At 60.3% G+C, this 15,961-nt stretch carries 15 protein-coding genes and 4 pseudogenes; 8 read left to right on the top strand and 11 right to left on the bottom strand.

Annotated features, from left to right (window positions below; translation table 11 throughout):
• A pseudogene (locus tag AC1DOX_RS28940) lies at positions 1–302 on the bottom strand (TetR/AcrR family transcriptional regulator); the annotation flags it as partial.
• A gap of 535 nt (positions 303–837) precedes the next feature.
• On the opposite strand from AC1DOX_RS28940, the gene rpoD reads away from it, so the two are divergent.
• Positions 838–2,865, top strand: a complete 2,028-nt coding sequence (gene rpoD / locus AC1DOX_RS28935) for an RNA polymerase sigma factor RpoD (protein WP_441623830.1) — start codon at positions 838–840, stop codon at positions 2,863–2,865.
• 103 nt (positions 2,866–2,968) lie between these two features.
• On the opposite strand, the gene AC1DOX_RS28930 is transcribed toward rpoD, so the two are convergent.
• A complete protein-coding gene (locus AC1DOX_RS28930) occupies positions 2,969–3,172 on the bottom strand; it encodes a cold-shock protein (RefSeq protein WP_092143737.1) in 204 nt (67 codons plus the stop codon).
• A 1,222-nt stretch (positions 3,173–4,394) separates the two neighbouring features.
• Between AC1DOX_RS28930 and AC1DOX_RS28925 the strand changes: the two genes are divergently transcribed.
• A complete protein-coding gene (locus AC1DOX_RS28925) occupies positions 4,395–5,327 on the top strand; it encodes an MBL fold metallo-hydrolase (protein ID WP_441623828.1) in 933 nt (310 codons plus the stop codon).
• A 401-nt stretch (positions 5,328–5,728) separates the two neighbouring features.
• Here AC1DOX_RS28925 and AC1DOX_RS28920 read toward each other — a convergent pair.
• Positions 5,729–5,902: pseudogene (locus AC1DOX_RS28920) on the bottom strand (nucleoside deaminase); the annotation flags it as partial.
• A gap of 147 nt (positions 5,903–6,049) precedes the next feature.
• Here AC1DOX_RS28920 and AC1DOX_RS28915 point away from each other — a divergent pair.
• Positions 6,050–6,193: a hypothetical protein gene (locus AC1DOX_RS28915; protein WP_441623826.1), complete on the top strand. Its 144-nt coding sequence runs from the start codon at positions 6,050–6,052 to the stop codon at positions 6,191–6,193.
• A 213-nt stretch (positions 6,194–6,406) separates the two neighbouring features.
• On the opposite strand, the gene AC1DOX_RS28910 is transcribed toward AC1DOX_RS28915, so the two are convergent.
• The gene (locus AC1DOX_RS28910; protein WP_441623824.1) at positions 6,407–7,573 is read right to left on the bottom strand and encodes a patatin-like phospholipase family protein; all 1,167 of its coding nucleotides are present in this window, start codon (positions 7,571–7,573) and stop codon (positions 6,407–6,409) included.
• Positions 7,574–7,877: 304 nt separating this feature from the next.
• On the opposite strand from AC1DOX_RS28910, the gene AC1DOX_RS28905 reads away from it, so the two are divergent.
• Positions 7,878–8,510, top strand: coding sequence for a malonic semialdehyde reductase (locus AC1DOX_RS28905; protein WP_441623822.1), 633 nt, complete (start codon positions 7,878–7,880; stop codon positions 8,508–8,510).
• Positions 8,511–8,956: 446 nt separating this feature from the next.
• Here AC1DOX_RS28905 and AC1DOX_RS28900 read toward each other — a convergent pair.
• Positions 8,957–9,094 (bottom strand): annotated as a pseudogene (locus tag AC1DOX_RS28900) (IS30 family transposase); the annotation flags it as partial.
• 323 nt (positions 9,095–9,417) lie between these two features.
• Positions 9,418–10,134, bottom strand: coding sequence for an SDR family NAD(P)-dependent oxidoreductase (locus tag AC1DOX_RS28895; RefSeq protein WP_441623820.1), 717 nt, complete (start codon positions 10,132–10,134; stop codon positions 9,418–9,420).
• Positions 10,135–10,346: 212 nt separating this feature from the next.
• Between AC1DOX_RS28895 and AC1DOX_RS28890 the strand changes: the two genes are divergently transcribed.
• Positions 10,347–10,472, top strand: a complete 126-nt coding sequence (locus tag AC1DOX_RS28890; RefSeq protein WP_441623818.1) for a hypothetical protein — start codon at positions 10,347–10,349, stop codon at positions 10,470–10,472.
• A gap of 255 nt (positions 10,473–10,727) precedes the next feature.
• Here AC1DOX_RS28890 and AC1DOX_RS28885 read toward each other — a convergent pair whose 3' ends face one another.
• The 3 genes from AC1DOX_RS28885 to AC1DOX_RS28875 all read right to left on the bottom strand — a co-directional run bounded on the left by AC1DOX_RS28885 (position 10,728) and on the right by AC1DOX_RS28875 (position 11,943).
• Positions 10,728–10,988: a transcriptional regulator gene (locus AC1DOX_RS28885; protein WP_441623816.1), complete on the bottom strand. Its 261-nt coding sequence runs from the start codon at positions 10,986–10,988 to the stop codon at positions 10,728–10,730.
• Between the two features lie 122 nt (positions 10,989–11,110).
• Complete coding sequence (locus AC1DOX_RS28880) at positions 11,111–11,491, bottom strand: Hsp20/alpha crystallin family protein (protein ID WP_441623814.1); 381 nt, start codon at positions 11,489–11,491, stop codon at positions 11,111–11,113.
• Positions 11,492–11,508: 17 nt separating this feature from the next.
• Positions 11,509–11,943 carry an Hsp20/alpha crystallin family protein gene (locus tag AC1DOX_RS28875; RefSeq protein WP_477101637.1) on the bottom strand — a complete coding sequence of 145 codons (435 nt, stop codon included), beginning with the start codon at positions 11,941–11,943 and terminating at the stop codon, positions 11,509–11,511.
• Between the two features lie 159 nt (positions 11,944–12,102).
• Between AC1DOX_RS28875 and AC1DOX_RS28870 the strand changes: the two genes are divergently transcribed.
• Together AC1DOX_RS28870 and AC1DOX_RS28865 are read left to right on the top strand one after the other, a co-directional pair.
• Positions 12,103–13,056 (top strand): DnaJ C-terminal domain-containing protein, encoded by a 954-nt coding sequence (locus tag AC1DOX_RS28870; protein ID WP_441623810.1) that lies wholly within the window; start codon positions 12,103–12,105, stop codon positions 13,054–13,056.
• 3 nt (positions 13,057–13,059) lie between these two features.
• Positions 13,060–13,353, top strand: coding sequence for a chaperone modulator CbpM (locus AC1DOX_RS28865; protein WP_441623808.1), 294 nt, complete (start codon positions 13,060–13,062; stop codon positions 13,351–13,353).
• On the opposite strand, the pseudogene AC1DOX_RS28860 reads toward AC1DOX_RS28865, so the two are convergent.
• Both AC1DOX_RS28860 and AC1DOX_RS28855 read right to left on the bottom strand, forming a co-directional pair.
• Positions 13,340–13,578 (bottom strand): annotated as a pseudogene (locus tag AC1DOX_RS28860) (transposase); the annotation flags it as partial. The gene AC1DOX_RS28865 and the pseudogene AC1DOX_RS28860 sit on opposite strands and share 14 nt — an antisense overlap.
• Before the next feature lie 236 nt (positions 13,579–13,814).
• Positions 13,815–14,231 carry a response regulator gene (locus AC1DOX_RS28855; RefSeq protein ID WP_441623806.1) on the bottom strand — a complete coding sequence of 139 codons (417 nt, stop codon included), beginning with the start codon at positions 14,229–14,231 and terminating at the stop codon, positions 13,815–13,817.
• A gap of 105 nt (positions 14,232–14,336) precedes the next feature.
• On the opposite strand from AC1DOX_RS28855, the gene AC1DOX_RS28850 reads away from it, so the two are divergent.
• The gene (locus AC1DOX_RS28850) at positions 14,337–15,455 is read left to right on the top strand and encodes an ATP-binding protein (protein ID WP_441623804.1); all 1,119 of its coding nucleotides are present in this window, start codon (positions 14,337–14,339) and stop codon (positions 15,453–15,455) included.
• Positions 15,456–15,961 lie beyond the last annotated feature (506 nt).

Genomic DNA, 15,961 nt, shown 5'->3' with positions numbered 1-15,961 from the left:
AGACCAGCAACGCGATAACTTTCAATCAACGCGTCATAGAGAGAAATATCCGAGCGACTCCTGGCAATGAGCTGAGCGCCAGCAACGGCGGCGTAGATGGCGCGGGCACGCCGTTCGCTATCCTCGGAGCTGACAACGGCCGCGGCGGATAGCACCTTGCTCAGCCACGCAACATTCACATCAGCAAAAGTCTGGACCTCTTTCGTCACCGTTTCCGGCAGGTCATCGGATTCGGCAGCCATGGAGCTACACAGACATATGCGATTACCACTCTCAAGCGCCTTGCGAAACGTTTCGGGATAGGTTGATTGCAAATTTGAGATGACCTGTCTACGCGATTTCGGTGTCTCGTCTACTCAATCGATACCGGATGGCCAGGCGACGCCAACGTCGCGCAGCAGATCAGTCAATCGTAGCAGTGCCGCGTACTGCGCGCGGTGCTCGCTTAGCAATAGCGGAGTGTCAATACCCGGTGCTGGCATATGGCCTCGCCTACGGCCACCACAGGGGGCCGTTCTAGTTTGAAAGCGGCCGCTGAGGACACACTGAGTCGAATGGAAGTTCAGGGTCGACTACAGCCAGTTCCGTCCCTCTGACTTCGACGTCACCGCCGGTTAGTTGTGGGCGGCAGGAATATCCGCTTGAATTGTTGCAAACATGCCGTATCAATCACTTATCCACCCTCCAGCCATTTCATGTTGCGCCGCACAACGAGGTCCAGTATCATTTACGACCCTCATTTTGCGCACACCGGATCCCGCGGGAGGCATTCCGGCCTCGACAGTCCGTGTGTCATTCCACGATTTCGTTCGCACCCCGCAGGCGTGACCAGCAGTCATGTCCGCGACGATCGTCGGCCAACCTGGCCAGGAGAATACATTGGCAAATCCGGTTCGCGACGACTCAGCATCCCGCGTGATCAAGATCACCTCCAAGACCAGCCGCCGCAGGTCGACAGGAAAGACCCAGGCGGTCGCAATACCGCTGGACATCGTGTCTACGCAGCGGGACGAGGAGCGTCAACGCCAGATGCGAGCGCTGATCGCGCTTGGTCGCGAGCGCGGCTATCTCACCCACGCAGACATCAACGATCACCTGCTCGACAACTTTACGCAAACTGCTGCGATGGAGACGATCGTCAGCACGTTCAGCGACATGGGAGTGGCCGTGTACGAGCAGGCGCCGGACGCGGAGACGCTCCTGTTAAGCGGCGCCGCGCCTGGCGCGGCATCCGACGATCAGGCTGATGAGGAAGCGGAAGCCGCACTGTCGACTGTCGATTCCGAATTCGGCCGCACGACTGACCCGGTCCGGCTGTACATGCGTGAAATGGGGGCAAATGAATTGCTGACCCGCGCCGGCGAAATCGAGATCGCAAAACGCATCGAAGGCGGCCTGCAAGACATGATTCATGCGATCGCAATGTGTCCGTCGGTCGTGTCAATGATTCTTGCCGATGTGGACCGCATCGTCGCTGGCGAACTGCGTATCGACGAACTGGTCGACGGCATCCGCGACGACGCGGACGAAAGCGAAGTGACGCTGGAGTCCGATGACGGTCCAGTGGAGGCGGACACCTCCGATAACGACACAGACGATGAAGACGTTGAAACGGACGCCGGGGATCCGGACAAAGCGAATGCGGTCCGTCTCGAACGACTGACAATCGACAGTCTTGCGATATTCGCGCGCGTGCGTGCCCTGTTCGAGCAGATGCCGGACACAGCCGTCACTGGGAAAGCCCGTTCTGCAACCGTGGCGCAAGTACGCTCGGAGATCCAGTGCGAACTGGCGCCGATCCGCTTTACGGCCAAAACGATCGACCGCCTCTGTGCCAGAGTGCACGAACAGGTTACCGAGATTCGTACAGTCGAGCGTAGCATCCTTGAGATCGCCGTCGAACGTTGCGGCATGCCACGCGAGGCATTTGTCGATTCGTTCCCGGGCCACGAGACCGACCTTGAATGGACCCGCCACGTGGCTGCGACTTCGCAGCGTTTTGGCGCGGCGCTCGAGCGACATCTGCCAGCCATTCAGGCCTGCCAGCAGAAGCTCATCGACATCGAGGCCAGGGTCTTGCTGCCGCTCCAGCAGCTCAAGCAGATCAACCGCCAGATGAGTTCTGCCGAGTTGAAAATGCGTCAGGCCAAGCGAGAGATGATCGAAGCGAATCTCCGTCTCGTCATTTCAATTGCCAAGAAATACGTGAACCGCGGCATGCAGTTTCTGGATCTGATCCAGGAAGGCAACATCGGCCTGATGAAGGCGGTGGACAAGTTCGAATACCGGCGCGGATGGAAGTTTTCGACGTACGCCACTTGGTGGGTCCGGCAGGCAGTCACGCGTGCGCTTGCCGATCAGGCACGGACCATTCGCGTGCCGGTGCACATGATCGAGACGATCAACAAGCTGAACCGGATTTCGCGCGAATTCCTGCAACAGACGGGCCAGGAAGTCCATCCCGCCCTCCTCGCCGAACGCATGGAGATGTCCGAGCAGAAAGTGCGAGATATCCTCAAGATCGCGAAGCAGCCTGTCTCGCTTGAGACCCCTGTGGGCGACGACGCCGACGCTACGCTCGGCGACATGATTGAGGACGTCTCTGCGAGTTCCCCGGCTGAAGCCGCTATCCAGGCAAACCTGCGCGCCGAAATCGATTTGGCACTCAACGAGCTATCGCCTCGCGAAGCCAAGGTCCTTCGGATGCGATTTGGGCTCGATACAACCTCTGAGCACACGCTTGAAGAGGTCGGCAAACAGTTCGACGTGACCCGTGAGCGAATCCGTCAGATTGAGGCCAAGGCGATGCGCAAGCTCAAGCATCCCAGTCGCGCTGACAAGCTACGGCTCTTTCTGGAGCGTTGAGAAAGACACTGGCGCCCCCTTCTCGACACCCTGCGCCAAGCCGGCAACGATCACGCAGCCTGATCGTTGCCCCTGACAGGATGCTTTCGCAGCGTGGTAAACCTTACAGCGGCTTGATGCTACCTGCCTGCTTCCCCTTGGGGCCCTGCTTCACTTCGAAGCTGACCTTTTGGCCTTCTTGAAGTGATTTGAAGCCACTTCCCTGAACCTCGGAGAAGTGCGCGAACAGGTCTTCACCGCCATCGTCCGGCGAGATAAAACCGAAACCCTTCGCATCGTTAAACCACTTCACGGTACCTGTTGCCATGTTCTGAATGTTCCAAAAAAACGAGATGAATTTGATGCCGCCGGCTTGCGCCAGACGTGCAGGAATCTTGTATCACAGTTGAGCCGTCGCTCACAATCCGGGGCTTTTCGAATGGCTCCGCCGAACAGCGCTGTAGTGCTGTGCGATCGAGCCGATAGCAATTTTTGCTGGCCCAAGCCGGTACGCAGACGCAGCGGAAAGCGAAACCGTAACCGTCGACATGGACCCGGCTCCCGGTGTCCGACCTATCTCCTCTACACCCGAGCGTGGCGCTAGGCGGCCTCTACCACGGACTGTCGCCCTGCTGTCAACCTTCATGAGCTCATGCATACGGACGATGCGCGTCCGCCGGCTTCGCCCCTAACCTGAGCCTGCGCATCGCAATCGAACGTCCTCGGTTGCAATGCTACGACTGCTACCGGCCCGCCTCATCCCATGTGGCGGGCTTCTTTTTGCTTGAGGCGGAATGTGGCAGCCGCCGTCCACGCGCGACCATCATGGCACCCTCCCCACGCAGGGCCACCTCCACAGACATTAGATCTGAGCGGGTGCGTTGGTATTCGCCGCTCATACTATCGAATCTCCCGTGCGAGGAATCCGATCCATGCCAACAACACAGCCAAGCTTCGAGCCTCCGTCCGAAGGATCTACCATGCGAGCCAGAGCTGGGGCAACTCTCTGGATCAAATCCGCGCTCGTCCGCCATAGCACTACCCTGCAGCAACTTGAGCAAGCCGGCTGTTTCGCAGTCGTGATGCTCTGCCACGTACCGATTAGAAGTTCAGAGCGCAGAAGTAGACATTGGTGCTCGAGACGGTGACCGACAGCTTCTAGGTCGATCGGAATTCGTCACCGTCTACCGCCGCTAAACAGGCACCTGCCTGGGCTGCATTGCGTTGCGGCCAGGCAAGGACGCCTACGCCGAAAGGGACTCCGCCCTCGGCGAGGTCGCTTTCGATGCCCGCCAGTGCATCACGAGTTCGCGCGCCGGCTCAAGGTACCGCGTTGCCTCTCATTGCCTGCCCGTCGTCGATTGTTGCCGTTCAGACAACATACTGAGGGCTTTCGCGATGCTACTGGCGTTCGCCCCCCCTTCCTACAATCAGTTCCGACGATAGTCGCACAAGCCGTTGCGACGATCGGGGAGGATGTCCGCACAACGAAGCGGACCGCGCACCGCCGCCAATGCGGCTTACCCACTTAACTGACAGGACTACTGAAGATGAGCGAAACAACCCGCAATGTGCAGCCGGTTACCGCCAACCTTGGCAAAGAAGGTTCTGGCGAACTCGTGCCTTCCCGCTACGCCGTGCGCGTGGGTGACGTTGACGTCGTGCTGATCAGCGACGGCATTCTGCCGCTGCCGACCTCCACCATGTCCACCAACGTGAGCCAAGCGGACCGGAACGAATGGTTCGATGGCCGTTTCCTGCAACGTGACATGTTCGACTGGGCGCTGAATATCGCACTCGTGCGCAGCGGCGAACGCCTGATCCTGATCGACTCGGGCGTGGGCGACGGTTTCGAATACTTCACGCGCGCCGGTCGGTCGGTGATGCGCCTGGAATCGGCTGGTATCGACCTGGCTGCAATCACCGATATCGTGATCACGCATATGCACATGGATCACGTCGGCGGGCTGAACGTTGATGGCGTCAAGGCCAAGCTACGCCCGGACGTGCGCATTCACGTGGCGGCCGCGGAAGTGGAGTTCTGGAAAAATCCGGACTTCAGCAAGACGGTGATGCCGGAAACGGTTCCTCCCGCGCTCCGCAAGGCGGCTGCAAAGTTCGCGGAACTCTACAACGAAAACATCGTGCAGTTCGATCAGACCGTGGAAGTCGCCGCGGGCGTGTCGGCGCGCGTGACGGGTGGGCACACGCCGGGGCACTGCGTCGTGGACGTCGCATCGAAGGGCGAGAAGCTGACGTTCGTAGGCGACGCGATTTTCGAAGTCGGCTTCGACAAGCCCGAATGGCAAAATGGCTTCGAGCACGATCCTGAAGTGGCTGTAGACGTGCGTATCGCGCTGCTCAACGAAGCCGCTGAAACCGGCGCGCTGCTGGCCGCAACGCATGTCGCGTTCCCGTCCATCGGTCACGTTGCAAAGACCGGTGAAGGCTTCCGATTCGTGCCGGTGCAGTGGGATTACTGATTGATTCTCGACTATCAATCATAGTCGTATAGATTGCACTGAAGATTGCAAAAAGAACGCCGCGGGTCACAAGACTCGCGGCGGCTTTTTGTACTAGATCGCTTGCCCGCGCTGTGGCGGCGGCCACACTACCAGCGGGGGATTCCGGACGCACCCCATCGGCCAACTGCCGATGTTCGACTTGAGTTACCTAGGCGATGCTACCCGCGGAAGCTCGAACTTGTTCACTTTGGTTTCCGTCGTGTCTGACTAGAAAACGCGATCCGAAACACGGAGTACGCACTGGCTCGAACGCAACGGTCTTGTGCAGTCGAGAGAAAGCGCAATGCGACAGTCCGCTTAGCGCAACGCAACTGACGTCTGCACGTACATCCTGTTCATGGCCGTCGGCCCAGCGACGGCTAACAGCCCTGCCGATCGCGCCACGCCTCGTAGAGATCGGGGTCCTCGTCGCGCGCCGGCACGTAGGCCAGCTTCATCTCCCGCTGTTCGAGCGGACGCGCCAGTTCGACATAGCCGCGTTCCGCGGACAGGTCGTAGGGCGCGCCGTCTTCATTGGAATAGGCGTAGTAGACACCGATACCAATGTCCTATGGATTCCGCACCACCTTTGGAATAGCTTGCTACCGAAATGCATCCGCATTGTTCGATGTACATCATAAGTCGAGGCACCGGAAATCTGATGCGTCCACTGCTCCTCCAATCCTTACCAGATCACCTTCATGCGAATCCTATGGACTCTCAAGTGCCCGGCCCACTATGGCAGCGCGACCATCTGCTTCATGTCCGAGAAGGCGCGCGATGCGCGTGCCGCCGAACTGATGCACGACGGTTACGCCGTCGTGCTGGGCCAACAGCCGAATTGACTTGCACTGCGCCGACCAACTGAAGGCCGCATTGCGGCCGACGACCGCTTCCACTCAACAAATGGTCGTTGACTTGTAATGTAATCAACGGCGGTAACGGGTCGATAAGCAACCTCGCGCCTCCCGGAATTTTAGGAATTACCAGGTCTCAGGCCCCCCGCACAAACCTGGTCCGAGCGCGTCTCGCAAAGTCAGACCTTTAGTGCAAGCGCGTCACCCGCACGCATCCGGCATCACTACGCCGACGCGATGCACGGCAATCCCTTCTATCGGATCCAGCGGCTCGCGCCATGGGGCACGCTCCAGCGCGCGTCGCGTGTCCTTGTATCCGGCCATCCAGCGGCGCTCGATCCCGCAGGTGGAGAAGTCGATATCGCGATGCATGTCGTTGCCGTCGAGTTGCGGCGCATCCAGCTCGACCACGTGCATGGTCGTCCCACATCCCCAGCCGAGCAGTTCCTGCACGGCGGCCTGCTCGCGTTCGCTTTCCGGAATGTGCTTACCCAATTCGCGGATGACATGCCGCAGGCGGTGGATCTGCCGCTGGCGCTCTAGATGGGACTCCGCCCGGCTGGAATACTGGATATCCCGCAGCCGGCTCATCACCTGCCAGATGGAATCGGGCTCCGGGCCGCTGGCGGGCCAAAGCTGCACGGCGAAGATCAGCGAACTGCGGCGCGGGCGGTCATCAAGAATTGCTTCCAGCGGGGTGTTGGAATAGATGCCGCCATCCCAGTAAGGCTCGTCCTCGATCTGTACGGAAGGGAAGCCAGGAGGGAACGCCGCCGAGGCCATCACGTGATCGACGTTCAACGGTGTGTCGCGGTTGGTGAAGTAGCGCATGCGGCCGCTGCGGACACTGACCGTGCCGACCGTCAGCCTTGTCTGCATGGCGTTCAGGTAGTCGAAGTCGACCAGTGCGACCAGGGTCGCGCGCAGCGGCGAAGTGGAATAGAACGCCGCCCTGGCGAGGCCGACAGTGGCACGTACGCCAGGCCACCAAGCATCGGGGCTTGGCGTGAAGAACGACGGAATGCCCTGGGTCGTGATTCTCACCACCCGCAGCCAGTCTTCGAATTGTCGAAAGCTGCCGCTTCCCTGAGCGGTGCCGCGACAGGCAACACCGTCCCAGAACCGCTTGAGCCGGGAGAGCCTCTCCTCCGGCGGATTGCCGGCGATGATGGCCCCGTTGATCGCCCCGATCGAGGTGCCGATCACCCACTCCGGCTCAAGCCCCGCCTCATGCAATGCCTGATAGACACCCACCTGGTAGGCGCCAAGCGCGCCACCACCTTGCAAGACCAGCACGACCTGGCCCGGTAGCTCAGTGAGCGGCTCTCCTATTTGCGCGGGGCCGGCGCCTGATGTCTTCTCGTCCATGCTCCCCTCTCTCATCTCGTGGCACACGGCCGCCGATTGTTCGCCAGTATCGCCCTGGCGTGTCAGCGCTGGCAATCCGGGGCTGACAATCGCCACTTCGACCGAACCACAGCGCACTCGCGCCAGAGTGGCTTTTCGGATACCCGAGCCCCTACCCTTGCTGGCGTAGCCGATGGCGGAGACAAGCCCTCCGGATCCATGCAGAAGCCGGCGGCGCGGCGGCGATCCGCGCTGGCTATGCTAGACAGAAGCGGCGAGCCGGCCGGGCAGCCGCGTGGTCCCATCGCATCACAAGGAGACAATCATGACAAAGCGCTTGAGTGAAGAAGGGATGGATCTGCTCTTTCGCGAGGCACGCACGCACAACGCGTGGCTGAACCAGCCCGTGAGCGACGAGACCCTGCGGCAGCTCTATGACTTGATGAAATGGGGCCCAACCAGCGCCAACTGCTCTCCCGCGCGCATTCTGTTCCTGCGCACCCCTGAGGCCAAACAGCGCGTGTTGCCCGCGTTAGCACCGGGCAATGTGGAGAAGACCATGGCTGCGCCGGTCACCGCCATCATCGCCTACGACATCAAGTTCTACGAACTTCTGCCCAAGCTGTTCCCGCATGCGGACGCACGCGCATGGTTCACCGACACGCCGGAACTCGCACTCACCACCGCGAGGCGGAACAGTTCCCTGCAGGGCGCGTACTTCATGATTGCCGCCCGTTCGCTGGGACTCGACTGTGGGCCGATGTCCGGCTTCGACAATGCCAAGGTCGATCACGAATTCTTTCCGGCGGACCCGAAGGAGAATGCCTTTCAGCTCGAATATTTCCCGGACAGCCATGTGAAATCGAACTTCATATGCAATCTGGGCTATGGCGACACTGCCAAGCTGTTTCCGCGCAGCCCTCGCCTGGAATTCGACGAGGCATGCAAACTGCTCTGAAGGATGTCGTACCGTACGCCCTGACGCGCGCAAACGCACCACCGCGGTCGAGCCGATTCACTAGGCATCAACGCCGGCCCCTTGGTCGGGTGATGCGCCGGCGAGCACGGGGCCGTGTTCGGCCATCTCCTGCCGTTCGTTGGCGTGTTCCCGCAGGCGCTCAAATGGCCGTTCTGCAGTAGACAGCGGACACACGTTCTCTCGCAAATCACCTTCATCGCGTTATCGGCAGAAGCCAGTTTCATGGGCGAGAAGCTAACGACAGAGTTCACGGACAGTCAGCGGGAGCCAATCAGCGCATCAAACAGACTATCTCTTTGACTGCTGTGCAGGAAAGTGACAACAGACTTGCCGTGCTCCTCGACGCATGTAGATGCAACGTCCCGCCCAGACAGATAGCGGGAAGGGGCGGCCAAGGGAATGAGTGGCAGGACGAAGGTGAGGATTCAACCGGTCGATGCAACAGCTTGATGGAATCGTTCAGCCGGTGTATCGAAGTTTAGTGTCTTGCGCGGGCGTTCGTTGAGCCGCCTGGCGATAGCATTGAGCTTGGCTTGCGAATAGACAGAGAGATCGTTTCCCTTTGCGCTTGGTCCGCGCGAACAGGCGTACCCCGAGGCGTCCCAATGCTTCGGATGATTTGGCTTAAGAACTCATTTCAAGTTCGACACGTGTCGTCGTCCACCACGCGTCAAGCGGCATGCTGTAGGGATGGCAGAGCTTTTTCTTGCCTTGTCACATTCAACAATCGGGGCATTGGAGATTGAAGCCGTGACCTGCTGTATGACCAGCAGTTGCCTACCTGTGCAACATGGACGCAGCGTCCCGCGCAGGTCTTGCGCCTGCCGGGGCCAGGGCATCCCTGCGGGAAGCCTCGTGCCGCGCCGGCCCACGTGCCGGCCGCGGATCAACTCAACCCGTCCAGCACCAGGTGCTGTCCATGGATAGCCTGCGCGGCGTCCGATGCGAGGAAGGCAATGGCGCGTGCCGCCGCCGCGGTCGAGACCCAGTCGCTCGGGTCGGCGGCCGGCATGGCCGCGCGGTTAGCATGAGTGTCGAGGATGCTCGGCGCGATGCTGTTGACGTTGACACCGCCCCTGCGCACCTCGTGCGACAAGCTTTCCACCAGACGCTGCAGCGCGCTCTTGGAAGCGCAATATGCGCCCATCGCGGCGGCCCCGCTGTCCGCGCCGCGCGCCGTGACCGCCACCACCTTGCCGGCGCCCTGGCCGAGCATGGCGGGCACCAGGTGCTGCGTGACGGCCACCAGCGACCAGGCGTTGAGATCCATCATCCGCATCCAGGACTCCCGGCTGAGCGCAGAGACGGGCTCGCCCAACTCGAAGCCGCCGGCCACGTGTACCAGTACGTCGACACCGCCGAACGCATCGAGAATGGTGCGTGCCGCCACCGCCATGCTGTCCGGCGAGGTCACGTCGGCCGCCAGCAGCAAATGCCAGTCGGCTGCCTCGGGGACCGGTGCCTGCGCCCTCAGGACGTCCACGCTCCGGTCGATCAGGGCTAGCCGGGCCCCCTCGTCCGCGAACGCCTGGGTGACGGCCCGGCCTAGCGCACCGGCTGCGCCCGTGATCACGATGCGGCGCGGGGATGCTGACGAATCCATGGTGTTCTCCTGTGTGGTCGTGTATCGAATAGAGAGATAGGGAGAGAGGCGGAGGGCAAGCCCCGGCTTGGCCTCGCACCGGCTCCGCGCGCCCTCTCCGGCCTCGTTGTCACCATAGACCGCCGGCCCTCACCTGGAAACCCGGCTCTGCACATTCGGCATGCCCGCCCGGCAGGCGGTCCGGAAGCCTCTCGACAGTCCTGTCCAGAGTCATGCCAAGATTCGATCTGGATGTGTTGTCGGTAACAAGCACCAGCAAGCCGCACAAGAACGCGTCATGTAGCGATGGCGCCGCCGGCGGTCATCGCTTCGCCCAGTCACCGGCCGGCCAGAAGTGACGCAGAAGGGCTGATTTCTTGTCCCAGCTACGCCGTCCTCCATCGCAACAAAGAAGTCATCTGAGCGGCATTCCCGGCAGCACCCGTTTGGACCCCACCACAGGGATCTCGGCCAAAGGAAAACTGGAAGCAATGTGGCAGGAGAAGCAGTTCTTCCGGGTACTTGCGCAAGGTCGGGATATGGCTGCTTCCACGCGAGTACCCAATTCGGCAGGTGACCATCTTTCACCCGCCGCCCCAATAACACGCAGGATCTCATTCCGACTTTTCGAAGATGCCAGCCTCGAGATCTTTCCTAAAATGCTGAACCCAATCGGTTTCATAGCCGATGGGGTATTCCCTTGTAACTTGCGTCGATAGTCTGGTTACCGTGACGTAGCCCTGCAAACCGAAGTTTTCGTCGCCTTTTGGGTCAGTCGTATCCGTTTCCAGGAGTTCGAAATCACCTGTTGCCAGACCATTACGCTGCAAGGTCGTAAGAAAGTCCTGTTGTTCATCTAGTTCGATCAGTCGCATCGTCGGCTCCTCACTGTTCACAGGGGCGAAAACCGGAACTCTCTTTCAACGACTCCAGTATCACGTCAGCCGTCCTACGTGTGTGCAACCATGGGTGATGCCCACGACCCGCTCGGCTTACATCACGCCACCTTGACCTCAATGCGGCTCGGTTGCGCGTATTCGGCTTTCGGGATGCGCAGCTTGAGCACGCCGTGGCTGAACTCGGCGACGACCTTCTCGGCATCTAGTTCCTTGGATAGCGTGAACACGCGCCGGTAACGGGGCAGGGAAATCTCCGCGTAACTGGCTTCCATGCCTTCCGGCAGATCCAGGACGACGTCGCCCTTGATGGTCAGGATATCGCCTTGCACCTGCACGACCAGCTTGTCCTTGGGCACACCTGGCAGATCGGCGTACAGGGTGATGCCTGCGGCGTCCTCGTACACATTCGAGGGCGGCATCAGGGCTGCTTCAGTGCTGCCAGTGTCGGCTTGCTTGGCGACAGCAGTATTTTCGCTCATGACCCGATCCTCCTTGCTCACTGGATGCTGATTTGGCGCGGCTGCGCGGCTTCGAGGCGCTGGATGCTGATGTGCAGCACGCCGTCGCGGTACTTGGCCTCCACCGCATTGGGATTCACGTCGTTTGGTAGGCTCACCACACGGCGGAAGCGGCCGGCGAAGCGTTCATCGATATGCACGGATGTTTGCTCGTCCTTGTCGGGGAGATCGGGCTTGCGCTCGCCGACAATGGTCAGCACGCTCTTCACCAGCTGCACGTCGATGCTGGCCGGATCGACGCCAGGGGCAAAAGCGTAGATTTCCACTGAGTGGGGTGTGCCGCCTACATTTATGGCCGGGAAATTGACCCGACCGCGAATGCTGGGAGACAGCTCGAATGGCTGCTGCAACTCGCGCTGTAGGCGTTCCAGTTCTGAGAATACGTCACGGGGAAACAACGATCGATACATCATGTTTGCCTCCATTCGCTTTCGCGCGGGCGCCATCTACTGACGCCTCCGTTTGCAATGGTAAGACTTCGACTGGGGTTTCAAGTTCTTGATTTGACTGATTTTCGGCATCATTCTTCCGAGGAGAAGGGCAGCTCTCGAGACCGGAAAAGGGGAACACGCATGGAGTTCCACGACTACTACAAAACGCTGGGGGTGGCACGCGATGCCGCGGCGGAGGACATCAAGAAGGCGTTCCGCAAGCTCGCGCGCAAGTTCCATCCGGACGTTTCCAAGGAGTCGGATTCAGAACTGCGTATGAGGCAGCTCAACGAGGCCTACGCCGTCCTCTCCGACCCGGAAAAGCGCGCCGCGTACGATCAATTGGGGCGAGGCTATCAGCCCGGCCAGGAGTTCCGTCCGCCGCCGGACTGGGACACCGGCTTCGAGTTCTCCAGTCGGGGCTTCTCGCCCCAGGAAGAGGCCGATTTCAGCGACTTCTTCGCCGAGCTGTTTGGCCATGCCGGAGGCAGACACCGCGGCTTCCATGCACACGGTGGCAGCTTCCAGTCACGCGGTGTGGATCACCACGCCAAGGTGCTGCTGGACCTGGAAGACGCCTTTACCGGCGCCACCCGCCAACTTTCGCTGCGGGTGCCAAGCATGGACGCCCAGGGCGTGGTGCAGCTCAGGAGCCGGACCCTCAGCGTGAAAATTCCCAAAGGCGTGCGCGAAGGTCAGCTCATCCGTCTGGCCGGACAAGGGGCGCCGGGGATCGGCGGTGCACCGGCGGGGGATCTTTTTTTGGAGGTGCATTTCAAGCCGCACGACCAACTGAAAGTGAAGGGGCGAAATCTACACCTCACCCTGCCGGTGGCGCCATGGGAGGCGGCGCTGGGGGCGGTGGTGCCCATCGATTTGCCTGGGGGCGAACTGAAGGTGCGCATTCCCCCTGGCGCCCAGAGCGGCAGCGAGCTACGTGTGCGCGGCAAGGGCATTCCCGCTAATCCACCGGGCGATCTGCTGCTGGACATCCGGGTGGTGTTGCCGCCGGCAAACACCCCGAAGGCGCGGGAGCTTTATGAAACCATGGCGCGGGAATTGACCTTTAATCCGCGCCCGGAAAGGAGAGCCTGACCCATGTCTGATGATGACGTTCTCATCGCCTGCCTGATGGAAGATGCTTGGCTGACTCTGGAGCAGGTGGCGGCAGCCTGCATGGTAGAACCAGATTGGCTCATGCGGCATGTAGACGAGGACTTGTTCCCCCATGCCGTAAGTGTCGCTGGCGTCTGGCAGTTTTCCAGCGCCAGCCTCCGACGGGCGCGGCGCATGTGGCAGTTGGAGCGTGACTTTGACGCCATACCGGAACTGGCCGCTCTGGTGGCCGACCTGCTGGAAGAAATGGATGATCTGCAAGCGCGGATGCGTTGATGAGACTCGCGTCACAGCAAAGCCCTCGCCTTGAACTAGCCCTTCTGTCATACAGCAGCGAAGGACTGCCTCGAACACGTAACGCAGCGCACCGCTCTCTCGGAACCGGGCATGGCCATTCTTGGAGAACGTCGAATGATCGGGAGTGGGGCCTTCAAGACCGAGCCGGCAAAACCAGCGACAAGCCAGGCTTAGATGAATCTCTTCGCAGAGGCGGCGCTCTGTAATGGTCAAGCAACTTCGGACAGGCCGACTGAACGATTCCATCAGTCCGTTGCGTTGACCGGTTGAATCCGCAACACCGGAGCGGTCGTTCGATTTCACGGTCTCAAATTGCCCCAGAAGGGTCGGTCAGAGACCATCGCCGCTTCGCGGCAGACCGCGGTCCGAGACCGGCCATGAACGGCCAGTCATTAGCGCGCCGGAAAGCGGTCACAGACCGCGGAGCCGATTGTCATGAATCATCCGTGGCGCCAGGGCCAACGCGGGCCGCTATCGCAGCGAGGACGGCCGGCAGATCGGCGGGCTTTACAAAATGATGATCGAACCCGGATCTGATTGATTCGGCGTGCTCGGAAGGCGATGTCAGAGCGGTAACCCGCCACCAGCAATGGGGCCGGCGCGGATTGTAGGCGCCGGATCTCCCTTGCCACCGCGCGCCCGTCCAAACGGGGCATCTGAATGTCGCGAACAACAGCGTCCGGACGCCACGCATAGTATTTCGCGAGCGCGTCCGCGCCGTCTCCTGTTGTCCGGGTTTTATAACCACGAGCGTCGAAGAACAACTCGTATGCTGCCAACGCATTCGGGTCGTCGTCCGCAATTAGCAGGCGCACGATGTTTCGGGTAAGCAGTAGGTTCTCCAATTGCCCTACCATAAGCAATTGATGTACCCGACAAAATCAGGTGGCAATTTTGCTTACAAGCATGGATTCCGCAAAAAATGCGTTATGCGACGCATTTGCCATCCTTCGGGAGCAGACATGCGATTAGCCGACTTTATCCTCGACCATATGGATGCCATTCTGTCGCAATGGGAGGCATTTGCGCGCACCCTGTTGCCGGCAGCGGCAGATATGAGATCGCTGGCCTTACGGGACCATGCGCAGCAGATTCTGGTGGCCGTGGCAAAGGATCTGTCGACTTCCCAAAGCAGGAAGGAACAATTTGAAAAATCCACGGGGCACGCACCCGAACTGGCGGGAGGCCCTGAGACAGCCGCCCAGATGCACGCCCTTCTGCGCGCGCGAAGCGGCTTCGATATCAACCAGATGGTTGCCGAATACCGTGCCCTGCGTGCGAGCGTACTCCGACTGTGGATGGACGAGTGCGCGCCCGACAGTCATCACGAGGATGACATGATCCGTTTCAACGAGGCCATCGATCAGGCAATCGCCGAATCGGTAGACTTTTTCAGCATGCAGGTAGACTTGGCCCGTAATCTGTTCCTCGGTATGTTGGGGCATGACATGCGCAGTCCGCTCCAGACCATCCAGATTACAGCGTCGTATCTGGCAGCGCTGAACGCCGGCGAAAAAGTGTCGGGAGCCGCGTCCCGCTTGATCAGAAGCGGCGCTCGCATGCAGGCGCTGCTGGACGATATGGTTGATTTCAATCGAACCAGGCTCGGTTTCGGTATCAATATCGCGCCAACCGATATCGATCTGGGCCAGTTGTTTGCCGATACGCTGGACCAGTTGCGGGTAGTACATCCGGACCGTCAGATTGATCTGGACGTGGTCGGTGACTGCATGGGTGTCTGGGATGGCCGACGTCTCCAGCAGTTGTTGGGCAATCTGGTACTAAATGCGATCAAGTACGGAGTGCAAGACGCGCCGGTATGTGTGACAGTGACCGACATGGGCGCGGACGTCCTATTGGAAGTGAGGAATACCGGCCCCGCCATTGAGCGGTCGACCCTCGACCTCATTTTTAATCCACTCCAGCGTGGCCCGAGCCATCAAGGCACAAATACCGACGGCAGTCTGGGGCTCGGACTGTATATCGCGCGCGAGATCGCCAAGGCACACGGGGGCGAAATCGATGCGCGATCCGACGCAACAGAAACGGTGTTCTCTGTAAATCTGCCTCGTGGCAAATAGCGCCCATTGCGTGGTAGGCGCAGATCGCTGCCAGGCTGTCCGCTTCCGCTGGACGCCGTTGCCTGCTTCGGGTCATTCTGCGACCTCTCCAGCTTGGACGCAGCCCATTTTGAGACCGTCCTTAGCGGACGGTGGCGTCGCCGCCTTCGACAACTACGTTCTCCACCTGTCCTGCTCCACCTTACGGGTCTGCGCATACCCGATCGAAGGGCGGTTCAGGGTCGGTCTGCGACGGTCGCGGATTCCTGTCGGGCATCCGTCCGAAGCCGGGAACGGTCCTTCCGGAATTTTCTCGCGGATGGCCGCTTCCCGCAGAAACGGTTTCTTGCGGCCTGATTCCAACGGCTGCTTTCGGTCGATTGTGTTGTAAAACCCAATTCGCTTGACGCGTCGGCAAAAAAATCGACCTTTACTCGTGGACATTTGCTGATAGTCGCCACTGAGCACTTCCGCCCCCGGCACTAGGAGGGCCCTGTAAAACAAAGTCGAGCTGCTCACCCATGGTC

Source organism: Cupriavidus sp. 01L415, assembly GCF_056400065.1.
This window is presented reverse-complemented; position numbering and strand designations above follow the sequence as displayed.

What these genes read in the sequence shown, in the direction of transcription:
- AC1DOX_RS28870 (WP_441623810.1), top strand. Translation starts at nt 12,103, where the DNA reads ATGGAGTTCCACGACTACTACAAAACGCTGGGGGTGGCACGCGATGCC.
- rpoD (WP_441623830.1), top strand. Translation starts at nt 838, where the DNA reads ATGTCCGCGACGATCGTCGGCCAACCTGGCCAGGAGAATACATTGGCA.
- AC1DOX_RS28915 (WP_441623826.1), top strand. Translation starts at nt 6,050, where the DNA reads ATGCGAATCCTATGGACTCTCAAGTGCCCGGCCCACTATGGCAGCGCG.
- AC1DOX_RS28905 (WP_441623822.1), top strand. Translation starts at nt 7,878, where the DNA reads ATGACAAAGCGCTTGAGTGAAGAAGGGATGGATCTGCTCTTTCGCGAG.
- AC1DOX_RS28855 (WP_441623806.1), bottom strand. Translation starts at nt 14,231, where the DNA reads ATGGTAGGGCAATTGGAGAACCTACTGCTTACCCGAAACATCGTGCGC.
- AC1DOX_RS28875 (WP_477101637.1), bottom strand. Translation starts at nt 11,943, where the DNA reads ATGATGTATCGATCGTTGTTTCCCCGTGACGTATTCTCAGAACTGGAA.
- AC1DOX_RS28865 (WP_441623808.1), top strand. Translation starts at nt 13,060, where the DNA reads ATGTCTGATGATGACGTTCTCATCGCCTGCCTGATGGAAGATGCTTGG.
- AC1DOX_RS28925 (WP_441623828.1), top strand. Translation starts at nt 4,395, where the DNA reads ATGAGCGAAACAACCCGCAATGTGCAGCCGGTTACCGCCAACCTTGGC.
- AC1DOX_RS28895 (WP_441623820.1), bottom strand. Translation starts at nt 10,134, where the DNA reads ATGGATTCGTCAGCATCCCCGCGCCGCATCGTGATCACGGGCGCAGCC.
- AC1DOX_RS28930 (WP_092143737.1), bottom strand. Translation starts at nt 3,172, where the DNA reads ATGGCAACAGGTACCGTGAAGTGGTTTAACGATGCGAAGGGTTTCGGT.
- AC1DOX_RS28885 (WP_441623816.1), bottom strand. Translation starts at nt 10,988, where the DNA reads ATGCGACTGATCGAACTAGATGAACAACAGGACTTTCTTACGACCTTG.
- AC1DOX_RS28890 (WP_441623818.1), top strand. Translation starts at nt 10,347, where the DNA reads ATGCCAAGATTCGATCTGGATGTGTTGTCGGTAACAAGCACCAGCAAG.
- AC1DOX_RS28850 (WP_441623804.1), top strand. Translation starts at nt 14,337, where the DNA reads ATGCGATTAGCCGACTTTATCCTCGACCATATGGATGCCATTCTGTCG.
- AC1DOX_RS28880 (WP_441623814.1), bottom strand. Translation starts at nt 11,491, where the DNA reads ATGAGCGAAAATACTGCTGTCGCCAAGCAAGCCGACACTGGCAGCACT.
- AC1DOX_RS28910 (WP_441623824.1), bottom strand. Translation starts at nt 7,573, where the DNA reads ATGGACGAGAAGACATCAGGCGCCGGCCCCGCGCAAATAGGAGAGCCG.